The following is an 18,161-nucleotide window of genomic DNA, read 5'->3' as shown; positions in this document are numbered from 1 at the left end:
GTGCCGGTCATGCGCCTGCTGCACACCTCCGACTGGCACCTGGGACGCAGCTTCCACGGTGCCGGGCTGCTGGGTGCCCAGGCGCGCTACCTGGACCATCTCGTGGAGGTGGTGCGCGCCGAGGGCGTCGACGCGGTGCTCGTCTCCGGCGACGTCTACGACCGGGCGCTGCCCTCGCCGGACGCGGTCGCGCTGCTCTCGGAGTCGCTGACCCGGCTGGTGGACGCCGGCGCGCAGGTCGTCATCTCCAGCGGCAACCACGACTCGGCGACGCGCCTGGGTTTCGGCTCCGGGCTGCTGCAGCGCTCCGGGCTGCACATCCGCTCGGACGTCGCCTCGATCGGCACACCGGTGCTCGTCGGCGACACGGCGATCTACCCGCTCCCCTACCTCGATCCCGTCTCGGCCGGGGTGGGCGAGGAGCTGGCGGCCACCGGGCGCACCCACACCGCGGTGCTCGAGGCCGCGATGCGCCGGGTGCGGGCCGACGCGGCCGGGCGCGGGCCGCGCACCGTGGTGATGTCGCACTGCTTCGCCGGCGGGGGCACCGCCTCGGACTCGGAGCGGGACATCGCGGTCGGCGGGCTCGCCGTGGTCCCGGCAGGAGTCTTCGACGGGGTGGGCTACGCCGCCCTGGGGCACCTGCACCGCCCCCAGGCCCTCGACGAGCGGGTTCGCTACCCCGGGTCCCCGCTGGCGATGTCCTTCTCCGAGGCGGGCCAGCCGAAGGGGTCGCTGCTCGTCGAGCTCGACGAGCTGGGGCGTCCCGAGGTGAGCACCGTCGAGGCGCCGGCCGAGCGCCCGCTGGCGGTGCTGCGCGGCGAGCTGCACGAGCTGCTCACCAGCGACCGTCACACGGCCGCCGAGGACGCCTACGTCCAGGTGACCCTCACCGACCCGGTGCGGCCCGTCGGGGCGATGGACACCCTTCGTCGCCGCTTCCCGCACCTGCTGCAGCTCGCCTTCGACCCCTCGGCGCAGCCGGTGCCCGTGCAGCGCTACGCCCAGAAGGTGGCGCGCCGCGCCCCGGTCGACGTGTGCTGCGACTTCGTCGCCGACGTCCGGGCCGGCGCCGCCGCCACCGAGGAGGAGCAGCGGCTGCTGCTCGAGGCCCTGGAGTCGGGCCGGCGCGCCGCACCGCAGGCCGACGACGCCGCACCCACGGGTCGGGCCCGCGGGCGGGGCGCGGCATGAGGCTGCACCACCTCGAGCTGACCGCCTTCGGCCCCTTCGCCGGCGAGGTCAGCCTCGACCTGGAGCCGCTGACGTCAGCCGGAGTCTTCCTCGTCCACGGCGCGACCGGCGCCGGCAAGTCCAGCCTGCTCGACGCCATCTGCTTCGCCCTCTACGCCGACGTGCCGGGCGAGCGCACCCGGGCCAGCCTGCACAGCCAGCACGCCGCGCCCGGCAGCGTGCCCTCGGTGACCCTCGAGCTCACCCTGGACGGTCGGCGGCTGCGGATCCGCCGGCAGCCGGAGTTCCACCGGCCCAAGAAGCGTGGCGAGGGCACGGTCCGGGAGCACGCCCGGGTCTGGCTCGACGAGCTCCGGGACGGGCGCTGGGTGGAGATCAGCCACCGCATCGACGAGGCCGCCGAGGAGCTGCGCTCGCTGCTGGGCATGGACCTCTCCCAGTTCCGGCGGGTGGTGATGCTCCCGCAGGGCGACTTCGCCGCCTTCCTCGCCGCGGACGACGAGGAGCGGCGCGGCGTGCTGGAGCGGCTCTTCGACATCTCCGACTACACCGGGGTCGAGACGTGGTTGGTCGCTCAGCGCGCCGAGGCCGAGCGTGAGGTGCGCGCCGCGGACCACCGCCTCGGTGCGCATCTCGCGTCGCTGCTCGACCAGCTGGCCACGGTCACCACCCCGCTGCCCCCGGTGCAGCCCACCTGGACCGAGATGCGGCCCGAGCAGCTGCCGAGCGCGCTGGCGGGTGTCGACGAGGCCCTGGCCGAGGCCGCCGCGGCGGCGCTGGAGCGGGAGGAGCAGACGGTCGCCGTCTCGAGAGAGGCGACCGCGCGGCTCGCCCAGGGGCAGGCCCGCGCGGAGCGGCGCCAGCGGGGTGAGCGTGCCCGTGCCACGATGCGGGAGCTGCAGGAGCGCGAGGCAGAGATCTCCGAGGCGGAGCGGGAGCTCGGGCGGGCGGAGGCTGCTCGTGCGGTCGAGCCCGCGGTGCAGGTCTGGCGACGGGCACGGCGCGAGCACCATGCGGCGACGCACCGGCTCGAGGAGGCCCTGCACGAGCTCCGGCACCGCGCACCTGAGGCAAGTGCGGTGCGCGAGGACGATGCCGCCTGGTCGGCCTGGACGGAGGCGCAGCAGGACCGGGAGCACCGGCTGGTCGCGGCGGCCGAGGCTGTGCAGCAGGTGCGGGTGCAGCACGTCGAGCGTCTGCCCGCGCTGCGGCGTCGCGAGCACGAGCTGACCGTCGCGCGCGAGGACCGACGAGAGCGCCACGAAGCACTGTCGACCGCGCTCGCCGAGGCACGTCAGGAGCTGGCGACCGCCACCACCGCGGCACAGCAGCTCCCGGAGCACGAGCGCACGCTGGCCGACCTGTCGGCCGTCCTTCGACGGCGGCAGCAGGCTGACCGGCTCGCCACCGCCGCGGCGGAGCAGCGCAGCGAGGCCCAGGAGGCCCGACAGCGCGAGCAGGACCGACGTCAGCACCATCTCGACCTGCAGCAGGCCCGTCTGGAGGAGATGGCCGGCGAGCTGGCCGAGGAGCTGCGCGACGGCGAGGCCTGCCTGGTGTGCGGCTCGGCCGAGCACCCGCGGCCGGCGCACCGCTCCCGCGTCGTCACGGTCGCGGAGATCGACGACGCCCGGGCCCAGCACGAGCGGGCCGCGCGCGTCTCGGCCGACGCCGAGGAACGCCTGGCGGCCACCGTTGCTCGGCACGAGACGGTGCTGGAGCAGATCGGAGAGGACCTGCGCGACGAGCCGACGTTGCTCGCCGCCTGCCGGGCAGCCGAGCAGGACCGGGCGGCGGTGGCGGCCTCTGCAGCCGAGCTGCCTCGGAGCGATCGGGTCGCCCAGGCCGCGGAGGCCGCGCTGAGCGATGCGGACACCGCGCTGCGGGCTGGTGACACGTCCCTCGCCGCCGTCCGTGCCGAGATCGCGAACGGCCTGGCGATGCTGCGCGACGGTATCGGCTCGTTGATCTCGCGGCTGGCCGAGCTCGACGTCGCGGCCCCGGGGCTCTCCGAGGTGGCCGATGCGCTGGAGGGTGCGGGGGCAGCGGACGGTTGGGAGGCCGTGGCGCAGGGGGTCGCCGATGCCCTGTCGACGGGTCGCTCCGCGGTCGTCGCCGCGGCAGCCTGGGAGTCCGCCGCCGAGGCTGTGGCCGCTGCGGCCGCCCGGGTTGAGCAGGCCGGGACGGCCCGTGACCGTCTCTTCGCCGAGCACGGGTTCGACGGCGTCGACGCGGTCGACGCAGCGGTCCGCGACCCGGCCACCATCGACCGTCTCCGCACCGGCATCGACTCGCACCACCGCACCCTCGCGGCGGCCGAGACCGTGCTCGCCGATCCAGAGGTCGCCGCGGCGCTCGACGGTGACGCGCCGGACCTGGTCGCTCTGGAGGAGCGAGCCGTGGAGACCCGGCGCGCCGCCGATGCGGCGATCCGTGAACGGGCCTCGGCCGAGGGGGCTCGGCAGCGCTTCGCCGGGGTGCGCGCCCGGGTCGAGGACGAGTGCGCCCAGGTCGGCCCGGCGCACGAACGGGCGCGGCTGGTCCGGGGGCTCGCCGATCTCGTCACCGGGACCAGCGCCGACAACGACCGCCGGATGCGGCTGTCCACCTACGTCCTGGCCGCGCGGCTGGAGCGCATCGTCGAGCTGGCCAACGAGAGGCTGACCGCGATGGCCGACGGTCGCTACGAGCTCGCCCACGACGACCGGTCGGCGCGCGGGCAGCGGCGCGGCGGGCTCGGGCTCAAGGTGCAGGATCTGTGGACCGGGCGAGAGCGCCCCACCACGAGCCTCTCCGGCGGCGAGTCCTTCATCTGCTCGCTCTCGCTCGCACTCGGGCTCGCCGACGCCATCCGCGAGGAGTCCGGCGGGCGGGAGTTCGGGACCCTCTTCGTCGACGAGGGTTTCGGCGCCCTCGACGAGGACAGCCTGGAGCAGGTGCTCGACGTCCTGGACGGCCTCCGCGACGGCGGTCGCGCCGTGGGCCTGGTCAGCCACGTGGCCGAGATGCGCACCCGGATCCCGACCCAGGTGCACGTCGGCAAGACCCCGACCGGGTCGTTCGTCGAGGTGGCCTGACGGACCTAGCCCGTGACGCGCTCGGCCGGTGCTGAGCGCACCGCTCGCTGACGACGTCGATCGTCACCTGCGCTCGGCTGCGTCCCTCGACGCCGGACCGGTGCGGTCCTAGGGTCGAGCCATGGTGCTGGTACCGCAGATGATCACCGTCGACAGCAACGATCCCCGCCGGCTCGCTCGCTGGTGGGCGGAGCGGACCGACGGCGAGGTGGTGGCCGAGAACGACGGCTGGTTCGTGGTGGTCGCCCTTCCGTCAGGCCTGCGACTGGGGGTCCAGCACGTCGATGACCCCACCCCGGGGAAGAACCGGATCCACCTCGACCTCGCTGCTGCCGACGTCGATGCGGAGGTCGAGGCGCTGGTGGCCGCTGGCGCGACGAGCCTCGGGCCGCGTGAGATCTCCGGCTTCCGCTGGGTGACCCTCACCGACCCGGACGGCAACGAGTTCTGCGTCGCCCCCGAGGGATCCCACGACCCGGCCTGAGAGGGAAGGTCGGTCGAGGTGATGCGCGCCGAGATCGTCGGCGTGGATCACCTCGACCGAGGCCGAGGTGCCGGGTCGACCCCTTCGACCTCACCCGGCGCCCCACCCGCTCACCTTCTCCTCAGACGCTCACCTTGCACCCTGAGCGGATGCAGCTGCCTAGGGGGTTGCGGTGGTGGGGAGGTGCGCGGTCGTGGTCGGGGGGGTGGGGGTCAGTCGGCGTAGGCGTCCGGGGAGGGGCAGGAGCAGACGAGGTTGCGGTCGCCGTAGGCGCCGTCGATCCGGCCCACCGGCGGCCAGTACTTGTCCGCGGCGTCGACGCCGACCGGGAAGACCGCGGTCTGCCGGTCGTAGGGGCGCTGCCAGTCCTCGGCGAGCGAGGCGGCGGTGTGCGGCGCGCCGCGCAGCACGCTGGTCTCGACGTCGCCGTCCTGGGCCACCTGCCGGATCTCCTCGCGGATCGCGATCATCGCGTCGCAGAAGCGGTCCAGCTCGCCCTTGTCCTCGCTCTCGGTCGGCTCGACCATGAGCGTCCCGGCCACCGGGAAGGACATCGTCGGGGCGTGGAAGCCGTAGTCGATGAGCCGCTTGGCGACGTCGTCGACGCTCACCCCGGTCTCCTTGGTCAGCGGCCGCAGGTCGAGGATGCACTCGTGGGCGACCAGCCCGTCCTCACCGGTGTAGAGCACCGGGTAGTGCTCGGCCAGCCGGGCCGCGACGTAGTTGGCGTTGAGCACGGCCACCTCGGTGGCGTGGGTCAGCCCGGCGCCACCCATGAGCCGCACGTAGGCCCACGAGATCGGCAGGATGCTCGCCGAGCCGTACGGCGCGGCGCTGATCGGACCGACCCCGCCCTTCGGCCCGGCGAGCTCGTCCAGCGGGTGGTTCGGCAGGTGCGGGCTGAGGTGCTCGCGCACCGCCACCGGACCCACCCCCGGCCCGCCGCCACCGTGCGGGATGCAGAAGGTCTTGTGCAGGTTGAGGTGGCTGACGTCGGCCCCGAAACGGCCCGGCTGGGCCAGACCGACGAGCGCGTTGAGGTTGGCGCCGTCGACGTACACCTGGCCCCCGGCGTCGTGCACCATCGCGCACAGGTCGCTGATCGTGTCCTCGAAGACCCCGTGCGTCGAGGGGTAGGTCACCATGATCGCGGCGAGGTCGTCGCGGTGCTCCTCGACCTGGTGCTTGAGGTCGTCCATGTCGACGTTGCCGGTGATCGAGTCGGTCTTGACGACGACGACCTTCATCCCCGCCATCACCGCGCTGGCCGCGTTGGTGCCGTGCGCGCTGGCCGGGATGAGGCAGATCCGGCGCTCGGTGTCGCCGCGGGCGTCGTGGTAGGCGCGGATCGCCAGCAGCCCGGCCAGCTCGCCCTGGGAGCCCGCGTTGGGCTGCAGCGAGACGCTGTCGTAGCCGGTGATCTCGGCCAGCCAGCCGGCCAGCTCGTCGACGAGGTCCCGGATCCCGACGGTCTGCTCGGCCGGGGCGAAGGGGTGCAGCGCCGCGAACTCGGGCCAGGTCACCGAGACCATCTCGGTGGTGGCGTTGAGCTTCATCGTGCACGAGCCCAGCGGGATCATCCCCCGGTCCAGGGCGAAGTCGCGGTCGGCCAGGCGCCGCAGGTAGCGCAGCATCGCGGTCTCGCTGCGGTGGCTGTGGAAGACCGGGTGGGTCAGGTAGTCCGAGGTGCGCCGCAGCGCCTGCGGCCAGGTGGGCTCGGCGGTGTCGGCGTGGCTGGAGTCCACCTCCAGCGGCCCCTCGTGCCCGCCGTCCAGCGAGGCACCGAAGGCGGCCGCCACGCTCGCCAGCTCGCCCGGGTCGGTGGTCTCGTCGACGCTGAGCAGCACGGTGTCCGCGTCGTGCCGCCACAGATTGATCCCGTCACGGGCCGCGGCGGCGACCACCGCGTCGGCACGGCCGGGCACGACCACCCGCAGGGTGTCGAAGACGTCCTCGTGGGCGACCTCGACGCCGGCCGCGCGCAGCGCCTCGGCGAGCCGGCGGGCGGTGCCGTGGACCCGCAGCGCGATCCGGCGCAGCCCGTCCGGGCCGTGGTAGACCGCGTACATCGAGGCCATCACGGCCAGCAGCACCTGCGCGGTGCAGATGTTCGAGGTGGCCCGGTCCCGGCGGATGTGCTGCTCGCGGGTCTGCAGCGCCAGCCGGTAGGCCTGCCGGCCGGCGTCGTCGACCGAGACCCCGACGAGCCGCCCCGGCAGGGTGCGCTCCAGCCCCCGGCGCACCGAGATGTACCCGGCGTGCGGCCCGCCGAAGCCCATCGGCACCCCGAGCCGCTGGGTGGTCCCGACGGCGACGTCGGCGCCCCACTCCCCCGGCGGGGTGAGCAGGGTCAGCGCCAGCAGGTCGGCAGCCGCCGTCACCAGGGCACCGGCCTCGTGCGCGGCCGCGGTCAGCGCCGACCGGTCGAGGATCCGGCCGTCCGCTCCGGGGTGCTGCACGAGCACCCCGAAGACGTCGCCGCCGGCGAGCTCGCGCAGCCCCTCCGCCGTGGTCACCTCGGTGAGGTCGGCGACGACGACCGGCAGGCCCAGCGGCCGCGCCCGGGTCTCGATGACCGCCAGGGTCTGCGGGAAGACGTTCTCGTCGACGAGCAGCGCCGCCCCGTCCGGGGCCTTGCTCCCGCGGCGCATCAGGGTCATCGCCTCGGCCGCCGCGGTCGCCTCGTCCAGCAGCGAGGAGCCGGCGACCGGCAGCGCGGTGAGGTCGGAGACCGTCGTCTGGAAGTTGAGCAGCGCCTCCAGCCGTCCCTGGGAGATCTCCGGCTGGTAGGGGGTGTAGGCGGTGTACCAGGCCGGGTTCTCCAGGACGTTGCGCTGGATCACCGGCGGGGTGATGGTGCCGTAGTAGCCCAGCCCGATCATCGAGGTGGCCACGGTGTTGCGCCCGGCGATCTCGCGCAGCTCCTCGACCACGGCGAGCTCGGAGCTGGCCGGCTCGATCCCCAGGGCGCTGGTCTGCCGGATCGCCCCGGGCACCGCCCGGTCGGCCAGGGCCGCCAACGAGGGCTGGCCGACGGCGGCCAGCATCGGCTCGTGGTCGCTGGCGCGTGGGCCGACGTGCCGGCCGACGAAGTCGCTGAGGGGGGCGGGGGTGGTGCTCACTGAGGCTCCTGGGGGCGCGGTGGTCCGGGGCCTCCCCTTCTGTCACGCGACGACGCGCTCCAGAGGTGCCTGCTCCGCGAGGTCCTGGCGCCTGAGAGGTTCCGGGGAGTTTGCCCCTTCGGCGCCCCACCGGTCGTGGGGACTCTCCCTCGCGGGTTGAACGGCGCGCTCAGGCTATCAAGCGGCCCGGGTCGGCCCGTTCAGGCCAGCCGGGCGCGGCGGCGCGCCCCGAGCTCGTCGCCCGGGACCTCGGCCGGCTCGGCGTCGAGGTCGTCGACGTCGGTGCGCTCGCTGGGCAGCTCCATGAGCGAGCCCTCGACCTCGCGCCAGACCCGGCCGACGGCGATCCCGAAGACGCCCTGACCGCCCTGGACGAGGTCGATGACCTCGTCCGCCGAGGTGCACTCGTAGACGCTGGCGCCGTCGCTCATCAGGGTGATCTGGGCCAGGTCCTCGACGCCGCGCTCGCGCAGGGTCTGGATGGCCACCCGGATCTGCTGCAGCGAGACCCCGGTGTCGAGCAGCCGCTTGACCACCTTGAGCACGAGGATGTCGCGGAAGCCGTAGAGGCGCTGGCTGCCGGAGCCGGCGGCACCGCGCACCGAGGGCTCGACCAGCCCGGTGCGGGCCCAGTAGTCGAGCTGGCGGTAGGTGATCCCGGCGGCCTTGCAGGCGGCGGGACCGCGGTAGCCGATGTCCTCGCTGAGCTCGGGCAGGTCGTCGTCGAAGAGCATCCCCTGGCGGCCGGGCGTCGCGGTGCTCACCGGCGTGGGCGAGGTGGTCACGGCGTCGTTCTCGGCGTCCACGGCGGGTCCTCTCCTGCGACGGTCTGGCCCTCGGGCCGGACCGGATGACACCGGTGGGATACCGGTGTGCTTCGACGCTACGACGAGGGACGGGGGGCGTCAACGACCACCGGGTCCCCGCGCTCGTGCGTGTCGGGTAACGATCAGGTCGCGCCGGGCGCCTGCCCACCGGGCTGCTCGAAGTCCTCCGGCGAGACCTCGTCGAGGAACTCCTTGAAGCGGGCGACCTCGTCCTCCTCCACCTCGGACTCGATGCCGGCCTCGTCGAGCAGGTCCTCGGGGCAGACGATCTCGCTGCCCGCCCGCAGCGCCAGCGCGATCCCGTCGGAGGAGCGGGACTCGATCTCGGTCTCGTCGTCGAGGACCAGCGTGGCGTGGAAGACCCCGTCGACGACGGCGTCGATGCGCACGGTGGCCAGCCGGCGGCCCAGCGCCTCGATGACGTCGACGAGCAGGTCGTGGGTCAGCGGACGGGGCGGGACCACCCCTTCCTGGGCGTAGGCGATGGCGGTCGCCTCGGCGGCGCCGATCCAGATGGGCAGGTGGCGCGAGCCGTCGCGCTCGCGCAGCAGCACGATCGGCTGGGAGGTGGGCATCTCGACCCGGACGCCGAGGACATCGAGGGACTTCACGCTCCTACCGTATCCCCGGACCCGGCGGCGGTGGACCGGCCGCGCCCACGGCCTGCGACGAGGCCTGCGACCAGGCCCGGGGCAGGTCGGCCCGACCGAGGTTCAGAGCCGGTCGAGCTCGCGGCGCAGCAGCGCCAGGTGCAGGTCGAGGCACTCCTGGGCGACCGTCTCGGCGGCGGCACCGTCGTCGACCCCGTCAGCGCGCGCCTCCCGGCCGCGCAGCCCGCGCGTGCCCAGGACGTGCTCGACCAGCCCGATCTCACGCTCGGCGGCGGTGCGGAAGGCCCGCAGATGCCGCACCTCGATGCCGGCGCCGACGAGGGCGCCGGCGGCCCGGGCCACCTCCAGGGTGGCCGCGTCGTGGTGCTCCGCGGTGCCGTCGACCAGCCCGTAGGAGACCAGCTCGCGGTAGGTGTCCTCGTCGATCCCGGCGGAGCGGCACAGCTCGGCGGCGGTGAGCCGCAGCGGGGCGAGCGGGGCGGCCACCGCGGGCGCCGGGTCTGCCGCGGCCGGCACCACCGGCTGCCCGTCGTCGTCGGGGACGAGGCCGCGGTCCATCGCCTCGAGGCGCTCCCGGATGACCTTCAGCGGCCAGAACCGGTCCCGCTGGGCGGTGAGCACGAAGCGCAGCCGCTCCAGGTCGGCGGGGCCGTAGCGGCGGTAGCCGGAGCGGGCCCGGGCGGGGGTGATCAGCCCCTCGGACTCGAGAAAGCGGATCTTGCTGATCGTGACGTCGGGGAAGTCCGGCTGCAGCCGCTCCAGGACCGCACCGATCCCGATGAGGTCGCGGTCGTCGCCCGCCACGGTCAGGACTGCGTGGCGCTGGCGTAGTAGACCAGGCGGAACTTGCCGATCTGCACCTCGTCGCCGGTGCGCAGCGCGGTGGTGTCGATGCGCTCCCGGTTGACGTAGGTGCCGTTGAGCGAGCCCACGTCGCGGACCGCGAAGCCGTCGCCGTCGCGGGTGAAGACGGCGTGCTTGCGGGAGACGGTGACGTCGTCGAGGAAGATGTCGCTCTTCGGGCTGCGCCCGGTGGAGACCTCGGCGTCGTCGAGCAGGAAGCGGGCGCCGGTGTTGGGGCCGCGCAGCACGATGAGCAGGGCGTTGCCCGGGCGCAGCGCATCGACAGTCGCCTGCTCCTCGCGGCTGAGGTGCAGGTCACCGACCGGCGCGTCCGTGGCCGGCTGCTCGGCGCCGATCCCGCTGAACTGCTGGGTCGCCGGGTCCTGGCGCGGTGCCCGCTCGACGCCGTCCTGCTCGCTCATGCCGTCCTCCTCCTCGATGACGCCGGGGCGCCGCTGACTGTGCGAGGGTAGCGCCGAAGGCTCCCCCCGGTCACGCGAACCGGCTGGTCCGCGCCCTGCCGAACCGATCAGCCGAGCTGCTCCTGGTAGCCGCTGGCGTCCAGCAGCCCGGAGAGGTCGGCGCCCTCGCCCAGACGGATCTCGTACATCCAGCCCTCGCCGTAGGGGTCGCTGTTGACCAGCTCGGGGGTGGCGTCCAGGGCCGCGTTCACGGCAGTGACCTCACCGGCCAGCGGGGCGTAGACGTCGCTGACCGACTTCGTCGACTCGACCTCGCCGCAGGTGTCGCCGGCGGAGAGGCTGTCGCCCACGGCCGGCAGCGAGACGTAGACGACGTCGCCGAGGGCGTCCTGGGCGTAGTCGGTGATGCCGATCCGCACGGTGCCCTCCCCGGTCTCCTTCACCCACTCGTGGTCGGTGGTGTAGCGCAGGTCCTCGGGGTAGGTGGCGTCGCTCATGTCACTCCTGCCGGTCGGTGTCACGCGGGGTCTCGCGGTGTCTCACGGTGTCTCAGGGAGAGTCGTCGTCCGACGGCTCCGGGACGGGCTGAGCGTAACGAGGTGCCGAAACGGTGTGCAACGCGGTCACGTCGACCGTGTCCAGCTCCTCGATGCGCGCCTCGCCGCCCTTGCCGCGGACGTTCTCGGCGACCCCTCCCGGGATCTCCAGCGCCGAGGACATCGTCCGCGGGTCACCGATGACGAGCAGCTCGTAGGGCGCCTGCAGGCGGGTGCCGTCCGCCTCGACCTGGCCGCCGACGTCGGTGAAGTGGGTGCTGGCGACGATCCGCACGTCGCCGACCTGCATCGCCTCGGCGCCGGCGTCGCGCAGCTCCTGCACGGTGTCCAGCAGCGTCGCCGCGTCGAGCATCTGGTCCGGGTCGGTGATCGTCAGCCGGATACCGGGGCCGGTGGCCGGCTCGGTGCCGGCGAGGATGCCGAGGGTGTCGATCCGCTCCTGGGCGGCGTCGATGGCCTCCTGGGAGCCGCCGCCCTCGATCAGCCCGTCCCGGGTGCGCTCCAGCTCGGCGATCTCGTCCTCGAGGCGGGAGCCGTTCTGGGAGACGTCGTCGAGGATGCGCACCAGCTCGTCCTGACGCAGCTCCTCCAGCCCCTGCTCCTGGGTCTGCCGGACCTGGGTGGCGATGGCGAACCCGAGCCCCAGCGCCAGCAGCAGCGCGAAGACGTTGGCCCGGGTCGCCCGCGGCCGGGCGATGAGGAAGAGCCGGGCCCAGGCGCGCCGGGCCGCCGAGCGCTCCACGTCGGGCTCGCTCGCTCGCTCCCCCGGCTCGCGACCCTCGGGGGGCTCCGGTGGGGTGGGTCGGTAGCGGGTGCTGCTCATGCCGAGAAGAGGTGCCGGCGGATCGAGGCGACGTTGGAGAAGATCCGCACCCCGAGGACGACGACGACCCCGGTGGAGAGCTGGCTGCCGACCCCGAGCTGGTCGCCGAGGAAGACGATGAAGGCGGCGACGACGACGTTGGAGAGGAAGGAGACGACGAAGACCTTGTCGTTGAAGATGCCGTCGAGAGCCGCCCGGACCGCACCGAAGACGGCGTCCAGGGCGGCGATCACGGCGATCGGCAGGTAGGGCTGCAGCCACACCGGCACGTCGGGCTGGAGCACCAGCCCGATGACGATGCCGGCGACGAGACCGAAGGCGGGGATCACTGGTCCTCCTCGCTGGGGGTGATGGTCGGTGACTCGCGGTCGGCCTCCGGGACGGTGGCGTAGCGGGTCGTGGCGATGACGGCGCTGGGCAGGGTGAGCTCGTCCTGGACGGTCAGCGAGGTCTGCACGTCGAAGTTGGTCTGCAGCCCGGTGAGGTACGGGCCGGCGTCGCCGGCCGCGAAGGCGCTCTGCATGCCCTCGGGGTCGCCGACCGCCTCGATGACGTAGGGCCGGGTCAGCGGGCGGAAGTTGACGAGGATGGCGTCCCCGGCGAAGCGGATGGCGCTGCGCGAGGTGAGCCGCTGCCCGTTGATGGCGATCGACTCGGCGCCGCTCTCCCACAGCCCGTTGGTGACGATCTGCAGGTCGCGGGAGAGCACCCGGCCGTCGTCGTCCTCGCTGCTGCGCGGGTCGCCGTCGGCGCTGGTGCCGCTGCCGGGGGCGTCGTCGAGGGTGATCCGCAGGCCCGGCCCGCGCACGGCCACCGCGCCGTTGGCCACCCGCAGCCGCTGCACCGTGCTGCCCTCGCCGACGTCGCCGGCGGCCAGGTCGATCTGCCGCTGCAGCGCCCGGGCCTGCTCGCTCTCCTGCTCCACCCCGCCCTGTCGGGCCTGGATCTGGGCGATCAGCCCGTCGCGGGCCTCCTGGCGCTGCCCGTCGCGGTCGCGCAGCGCCGCCGCGCTGATCCCGACGACGAGGCCGAGGACGATCATCCACACCAGCAGCCGCGGGCTGCGCCAGGAGGTGGCCCGGGGCAGCCCGGCGGCCTCGCGCTGCTCGGCCGCGGCGGCGTAGCCCGGGTCGAGCGGGCGCTCGAGCATCGAGGTGATCAGCGTCATCGAGGCCCGCGGGTCGCGGGTGTGCCGGTGACCGCTGGCGGCGTCGGCGTACTCGGCCTCGTCCTCGTCGAGGTCCGGCGGCAGCGAGGTCCCGGGACGGCTGGGCGCGCTCTGGTCCTCGGGGCGGCGGCGGTGCGGCTCAGGCGGCACGGACCCTCCCCCGGTTGCCGAGGACGGTGAGCACCTCGAGCGCGTAGATCAGCGCCGAGACCCAGTAGAGGCCGATCCCCCACCAGGTGAAGCCCCAGCCGACCGCGCGGGAGACCTCCGCCAGGGTGCCGCTGCCGTCGGCCAGCAGCAGCAGCGGGAAGGCGTAGAGCAGGTTGAAGGTGGCCGCCTTGCCGACGAAGTGCACCGGCAGCCCGTGCCGACGGACCCGGCGGACGGTCAGCAGCAGCAGCGACAGCAGCACGTCCCGGCCGACGAGCACGGCGACCAGCCACCACGGGATGATCTCGCGGTAGGCCAGGCCGAGCACCGTGGTGAAGATGTAGAGCCGGTCGGCCACCGGGTCCAGCACCGCCCCGAGCGCCGAGGTGAGGTTGAACCGGCGGGCGATCTTGCCGTCGAGGTAGTCGGTGATCCCGGAGAGCATGAGGGTGACCACGGCGATGCCGTCGTGCTCGGTGAGGATGGCCCAGAGGAAGACCGGGACGCCGACCAGGCGCAGCGCGGACAGCGCGTTGGGCACGGTCCACGGGCTGCTCCGGCGCGGCGGGTGGGAATGGTCGGAGGGGTCGGTCGGCGCCGCCACCCCGCTCTCGTCCCTGCTCACCCGCCCAGGGTACGGGCTGGTCCGGCTGGGAGAGTGGTGGCATGGAGCGGTTGGTGCTGACCCAGGACGAGGCGCAGCTGCGCGCGCGACGCACGAGCATGAAGTGGCGGGCGCACGGGCCGGACGTGCTCCCGCTGTGGGTGGCCGAGATGGACGCGGAGCCGGCGCCCCCGGTGGTCGCCGAGCTGCGCCGGATCGCCGAGGACGGCGACCTGGGCTACCCGGTGGGTCCGGACTACCTGCAGGCGGTCACCGGCTGGGCGCGCCGCTCCTTCGGCGTCGACGTGCCGACCTCCCGGGCGCGGCTGGCCGTGGACGTCATGTCCGGGGTGCGTGAGTCGCTGCGGCTGGTCACCGGGCCCGGCGACCCGGTGGTGATCACCACCCCGGTCTACCCGCCCTTCCACGCCGCCGTCCGGGGCACCGGCCGGCGGCTGGTCACCTGCCCGCTGGGCGCCGCCGGGCGCCTCGACCTGGCCGCGCTGGAGGCCACCTTCGCCGGGCTGGAGCGCGGCCCGGACGGCCGCGCGGCGCTGCTGCTGGCCAACCCGCACAACCCGACCGGGGTGGCGCACACCCCGGAGGAGCTCCGGGCCGTGCTCACCCTGGCGCGGGAGCACCGGGTCAGCGTCGTCTCGGACGAGATCCACGCCCCGCTGGTGCTGCCGGGGGCACGCTTCACCTCGGTGCTGAGCCTGGACGAGGGCGCCGAGGCGCTGGTCTCGATCTCCCCGGCGAAGGGGTACAACCTCGCCGGCCTCAAGGCCGGGGCGGTGCTCGCCGGGCCCGACGCCGCGCACCTGCTGGCCGGGATGCCCGACGAGGTCGACTACACCGTCGGGCACGTGGCGATGCGGGTGCATGCCGCGGCGATGCGCGACGGCGACGCCTGGCTGGCCGACCTGGTCAGCGACCTCGACGCCAACCGCGCCCTGCTCGGCGAGCTGCTCGCCGAGCACCTGCCGCAGGTGCGCTGGCGGCCGATGGAGGCGACCTACCTGGCCTGGCTGGACGTCTCGGAGCTCGGGCTGGACGCCGCCCGGATCCTGCAGCAGGCGCGGGTGGCCCTCAACGACGGCCCCACCTTCGGCCCCGGCGGCGAGGGCTTCGTCCGGATGAACCTGGCCACCTCTCCGCAGATCATCACCGAGGCGGTCACCCGGATCGCCCGCGCGCTCTAGCCGGTGGCCGGGTCGCGGGCCACCCGCACCCGGTCGGCCACCTCGCGCAGCGCGGTCAGGGCGTGCGCCACCTCGGGTTGCTCGGCCGCGCCGTGGCGGATGCACATCCGCAGGTAGCGCATCGGCGGCGACGGCCCGAGCAGTGGCACCCGGACCAGCCCGTCCGCCTCCGGGATCCGGGCCAGCCGTGGGATGAGCGCCACGCCGAGCCCGGCGGCGACGAGAGCGGAGCAGGTGTCCCACTCCATCGCCCGGTGGGTCTGACGCGGCAGGAAGCCGGCCGCGTGGCAGGCGCTGGTCGCCAGCCGGTGGTACGGGCCGCCGGGCCGGGCCATGATCCAGTCCTCGCCGGCCGCATCGGCGAGGGTCACCTCCTCCTGGTGGGCCAGGGCGTGGTCGGGGGGCACCAGCAGGTCCAGCGGGTCGGCGAGCAGGGCGTGCTGCTCGAAGCGCACGTCGAGCGTCGCGGGCAGCCGCTCCAGGCCGACGACGACCACGACGTCGGCCTGCTCGGCCAGCAGCAGGTCGAAGCAGGTGTCCGGGTCGGCCTCGATGACCTCGATCTCGGACTGCGGGAAGACCTGCCGAGCGGTCGCCGCCACCGGGGCCAGCAGCGCGGAGGCCGCCGTGGAGAAGCCGGCCATCCGCAGGTGCCCGAGCCGACCGCTGGAGACCTGCAGCACCTCGGCCCGGATCTGCTCCCAGGAGGTCATCAGCCCCTCGGTGCGCTGCAGCAGCACCCGGGCCGCCGGGGTGAGGCGTACGTTGCGGCCGGCCGGCTCCAGCAGCCGCACCCCGAGGTCGCGGGCGAGCGTGCGCAGCTGGTGGGAGACCGCCGAGGGGGTGTAGCCGAGGTCGTCGGCGGCGGCCGAGATGGTGCCGCGCTCGGCGACGACCTGGAGGATCCGCAGCCGACGGTCGATCATGCGAGATGATTGCACGGTCATCTCCAAAAGCGCGCGCTGGTTCTCCGGGACCACCCGGGTCCACGCTGGCGACATGCACCTCGCCGACCCGCTCCTGGAGCCCTACCAGCTGGGTCAGGTGACCCTGCGCAACCGGGTGGTCAGCACCTCGCACGAGCCGGCGTACACGGTCGACGGCATGCCGAAGGAGCGCTACCGCGCCTACCACGTGGAGAAGGCCCGCGGCGGTGTCGGCCTGACGATGATCGGCGGGTCCGCGGTGGTCTCCCCGGACAGCCCGCCCGCCTTCGGCAACATGCTCATGTACCGCGACGAGGTGGTGCCCTGGCTGCGGCAGCTGACCGACGAGGTGCACGAGCACGGCGCGGCGGTGATGATCCAGCTGACCCACCTGGGGCGGCGCAGCAGCAACTTCACCGGTGACTGGCTGCCGCTGGTCTACCCCTCCCGGATGCGCGAGGCGCAGCACCGCTCCTTCCCGAAGGTCGCCGAGGCCTGGGACGTCGACCGGATCGTCGCCGACTTCGCCTCGGCCGCGGCCCGCTGCCGGGAGGCAAGGCTGGACGGCATCGAGATCGAGTCCTACAGCCACCTCTTCGACGCCTGGGCCTCGCCGGCGACCAACCAGCGCACCGACGCCTTCGGCGGCGACCCCGAGGCCCGTCTGGTCTTCGGGCGACGGGTGCTGGACGCGGTCCGGGAGGCGGTCGGGCCGGACATGCTGCTCGGGCTGCGGATGAGCATGGACGAGTGCCTGCCGGGCGGGCTGACCCTCGAGGACACCCTGCCGATCGCCCGGACCTGGATCGAGCACGGGGTGGACTTCCTCTCGGTCATCAAGGGCGGTCTGGACAGCGACGCCCGGCTGGCCGCGACCATCCCGTCCATGGGCACCCCGTCGGCCCCCTTCCTCGACCTGGCCGGTCAGGTCCGGCGCGAGCTCGGGGTGCCGGTGATGCACGCCGCCCGCATCGGTGACGTGGCCACCGCCCGGCACGCGGTGCGCGAGGGGCTGCTCGACCTCGTCGGCCTGACCCGCCCGCAGCTGGCCGACCCGCACCTGGTGGCGAAGGTGGCCCGTGGCGAGGAGGACCGGGTGCGTCCGTGCGTGGGGGCCAGCTACTGCCTGGACGCGATCTACGAGTCCGGGGACGCCAAGTGCCTGCACAACCCGGCGACCGGCCGCGAGCTGTCGCTGCCGCACGTCATCGCCCCCACGGTGGGGCGGCGTCGACGCGCCGTCGTCGTCGGCGCCGGGGTGGCCGGGCTGGAGGCCGCCCGGGTGCTCGGCGAGCGCGGCCACGAGGTGAGCCTGCTGGAGGCGGCCGACCGTCCTGGCGGGCAGGTGCTGCTGGCCGCGACCTCGCGGCGGCGCCGCGACCTCATGGGGGTCATCGACTGGCGGGTCGCCGAGGCCAAGCACAGCGGGGTGGACCTGCGCTTCGGCGCCTACGTCGAGGCCGAGGACGTGCTGGCGCTCGACCCCGACGTCGTCGTCGTGGCGACGGGCGGGCAGCCGGACCGCACGTTCCTCACCTCCGGCCAGCAGCTGGTGCTGGACACCTGGGACGTGATGAGCGGCACCGGCCGCATCCACCCCGGGGAGACGGTGCTCGTCTTCGACGACCACGGCGGTGAGCCGGCCCTGGACGCCACCGAGCACCTGGCGCTCCTCGGTGCCCGGGTCGAGCTGGTCACCCCGGAGCGGACCGTGGGGATCAGCGTCGGCGGGATGAACAGCCCCGCCTACCTGCGCGCCTTCGCCGAGCACGACGTCACCCTGACCCTGGCCCGGCGGCTGGTCGGGGTGCGGCGCGCCGCCGCGGGCGAAGGGGGCCGTCTGGTGGCCACCCTGGCCAGCGACTACACCGACGCGGTGCAGGAGCGGGTGGTCGACCACGTCGTCGTCGAGCACGGCAGCATCCCCAACGACGACCTCTACCTCGACCTCGTGCCGGGCTCGAGCAACCTCGGCGAGGTGGACCACCAGGCGCTGCTGGCCGGGCGCCCGCAGCAGGTGCGCACCCACCCCGAGGGGACCTACCAGCTCTTCCGCGTCGGTGACGCCGTGGCCAGCCGCAACATCCACGCCGCCGTCCTCGACTCCCTGCGGCTGTGCGCGCAGATCTGACCGGACCACCAGCGACCCAG

The 18,161-nt window shown here is 74.1% G+C and carries 16 protein-coding genes and 1 riboswitch; of the genes, 5 read left to right on the top strand and 11 right to left on the bottom strand.

Annotation, left to right across the window (positions count from 1 at the left end):
• Positions 1-9 precede the first annotated feature (9 nt).
• The 3 genes from BJY28_RS12740 (at position 10) to BJY28_RS12730 (ending at position 4,755) form a co-directional block, all read left to right on the top strand.
• Positions 10-1,194 (top strand): exonuclease SbcCD subunit D, encoded by a 1,185-nt coding sequence (locus BJY28_RS12740; protein ID WP_179463333.1) that lies wholly within the window; start codon positions 10-12, stop codon positions 1,192-1,194.
• Positions 1,191-4,271, top strand: a complete 3,081-nt coding sequence (locus BJY28_RS12735) for an AAA family ATPase (RefSeq protein WP_179463332.1) — start codon at positions 1,191-1,193, stop codon at positions 4,269-4,271. Before BJY28_RS12740 ends, BJY28_RS12735 begins: the two co-directional genes overlap by 4 nt.
• Positions 4,272-4,392: 121 nt before the next feature.
• Positions 4,393-4,755, top strand: a complete 363-nt coding sequence (locus BJY28_RS12730) for a VOC family protein (protein WP_179463331.1) — start codon at positions 4,393-4,395, stop codon at positions 4,753-4,755.
• 212 nt (positions 4,756-4,967) lie between these two features.
• Here BJY28_RS12730 and gcvP read toward each other — a convergent pair whose 3' ends face one another.
• The 10 genes from gcvP to clsA all read right to left on the bottom strand — a co-directional run bounded on the left by gcvP (position 4,968) and on the right by clsA (position 13,903).
• Complete coding sequence (gene gcvP / locus BJY28_RS12725) at positions 4,968-7,877, bottom strand: aminomethyl-transferring glycine dehydrogenase (protein WP_179463330.1); 2,910 nt, start codon at positions 7,875-7,877, stop codon at positions 4,968-4,970.
• A 69-nt stretch (positions 7,878-7,946) separates the two neighbouring features.
• Positions 7,947-8,037, bottom strand: a riboswitch (glycine riboswitch).
• Between the two features lie 40 nt (positions 8,038-8,077).
• Positions 8,078-8,611, bottom strand: coding sequence for a MerR family transcriptional regulator (locus BJY28_RS12720; RefSeq protein WP_179464127.1), 534 nt, complete (start codon positions 8,609-8,611; stop codon positions 8,078-8,080).
• Between the two features lie 215 nt (positions 8,612-8,826).
• Positions 8,827-9,315, bottom strand: coding sequence for a bifunctional nuclease domain-containing protein (locus tag BJY28_RS12715; protein ID WP_179463329.1), 489 nt, complete (start codon positions 9,313-9,315; stop codon positions 8,827-8,829).
• A 102-nt stretch (positions 9,316-9,417) separates the two neighbouring features.
• Positions 9,418-10,119 (bottom strand): transcriptional regulator FtsR, encoded by a 702-nt coding sequence (gene ftsR / locus BJY28_RS12710; RefSeq protein ID WP_179463328.1) that lies wholly within the window; start codon positions 10,117-10,119, stop codon positions 9,418-9,420.
• A 2-nt stretch (positions 10,120-10,121) separates the two neighbouring features.
• Positions 10,122-10,580, bottom strand: coding sequence for an FHA domain-containing protein (locus BJY28_RS12705; RefSeq protein WP_179463327.1), 459 nt, complete (start codon positions 10,578-10,580; stop codon positions 10,122-10,124).
• Positions 10,581-10,687: 107 nt separating this feature from the next.
• Complete coding sequence (gene gcvH, locus BJY28_RS12700; protein ID WP_179463326.1) at positions 10,688-11,077, bottom strand: glycine cleavage system protein GcvH; 390 nt, start codon at positions 11,075-11,077, stop codon at positions 10,688-10,690.
• A 52-nt stretch (positions 11,078-11,129) separates the two neighbouring features.
• Complete coding sequence (locus BJY28_RS12695) at positions 11,130-11,960, bottom strand: DUF881 domain-containing protein (RefSeq protein ID WP_179463325.1); 831 nt, start codon at positions 11,958-11,960, stop codon at positions 11,130-11,132.
• Positions 11,957-12,289: a DUF1290 domain-containing protein gene (locus tag BJY28_RS12690; protein WP_179463324.1), complete on the bottom strand. Its 333-nt coding sequence runs from the start codon at positions 12,287-12,289 to the stop codon at positions 11,957-11,959. The genes BJY28_RS12695 and BJY28_RS12690 overlap by 4 nt, the downstream gene beginning before the upstream one ends.
• Positions 12,286-13,278 carry a DUF881 domain-containing protein gene (locus BJY28_RS16430; RefSeq protein WP_179463323.1) on the bottom strand — a complete coding sequence of 331 codons (993 nt, stop codon included), beginning with the start codon at positions 13,276-13,278 and terminating at the stop codon, positions 12,286-12,288. The genes BJY28_RS12690 and BJY28_RS16430 overlap by 4 nt, the downstream gene beginning before the upstream one ends.
• Positions 13,268-13,903 carry a cardiolipin synthase ClsA gene (clsA, locus tag BJY28_RS12680; RefSeq protein WP_343037104.1) on the bottom strand — a complete coding sequence of 212 codons (636 nt, stop codon included), beginning with the start codon at positions 13,901-13,903 and terminating at the stop codon, positions 13,268-13,270. The genes BJY28_RS16430 and clsA overlap by 11 nt, the downstream gene beginning before the upstream one ends.
• Before the next feature lie 41 nt (positions 13,904-13,944).
• Here clsA and BJY28_RS12675 point away from each other — a divergent pair, with 41 nt between their 5' ends.
• Positions 13,945-15,084: a MalY/PatB family protein gene (locus BJY28_RS12675; protein WP_179463322.1), complete on the top strand. Its 1,140-nt coding sequence runs from the start codon at positions 13,945-13,947 to the stop codon at positions 15,082-15,084.
• Here BJY28_RS12675 and BJY28_RS12670 read toward each other — a convergent pair.
• Positions 15,081-16,010 carry a LysR family transcriptional regulator gene (locus tag BJY28_RS12670; RefSeq protein ID WP_179463321.1) on the bottom strand — a complete coding sequence of 310 codons (930 nt, stop codon included), beginning with the start codon at positions 16,008-16,010 and terminating at the stop codon, positions 15,081-15,083. The two genes, BJY28_RS12675 and BJY28_RS12670, sit on opposite strands and share 4 nt — an antisense overlap.
• Between BJY28_RS12670 and BJY28_RS16675 the strand changes: the two genes are divergently transcribed.
• On the top strand, positions 16,009-18,141 hold the full coding sequence (locus BJY28_RS16675) for an oxidoreductase (RefSeq protein ID WP_343037103.1): 2,133 nt from the start codon (positions 16,009-16,011) through the stop codon (positions 18,139-18,141). The two genes, BJY28_RS12670 and BJY28_RS16675, sit on opposite strands and share 2 nt — an antisense overlap.
• Positions 18,142-18,161: the final 20 nt, after the last annotated feature.

It is taken from the genome of Janibacter alkaliphilus (assembly GCF_013408565.1).
GTDB classification, from domain to species: domain Bacteria; phylum Actinomycetota; class Actinomycetes; order Actinomycetales; family Dermatophilaceae; genus Janibacter; species Janibacter alkaliphilus.
The sequence above is the reverse complement of the archived record's forward strand: the minus strand, read 5'-3'. Positions and strand labels throughout refer to the sequence as shown.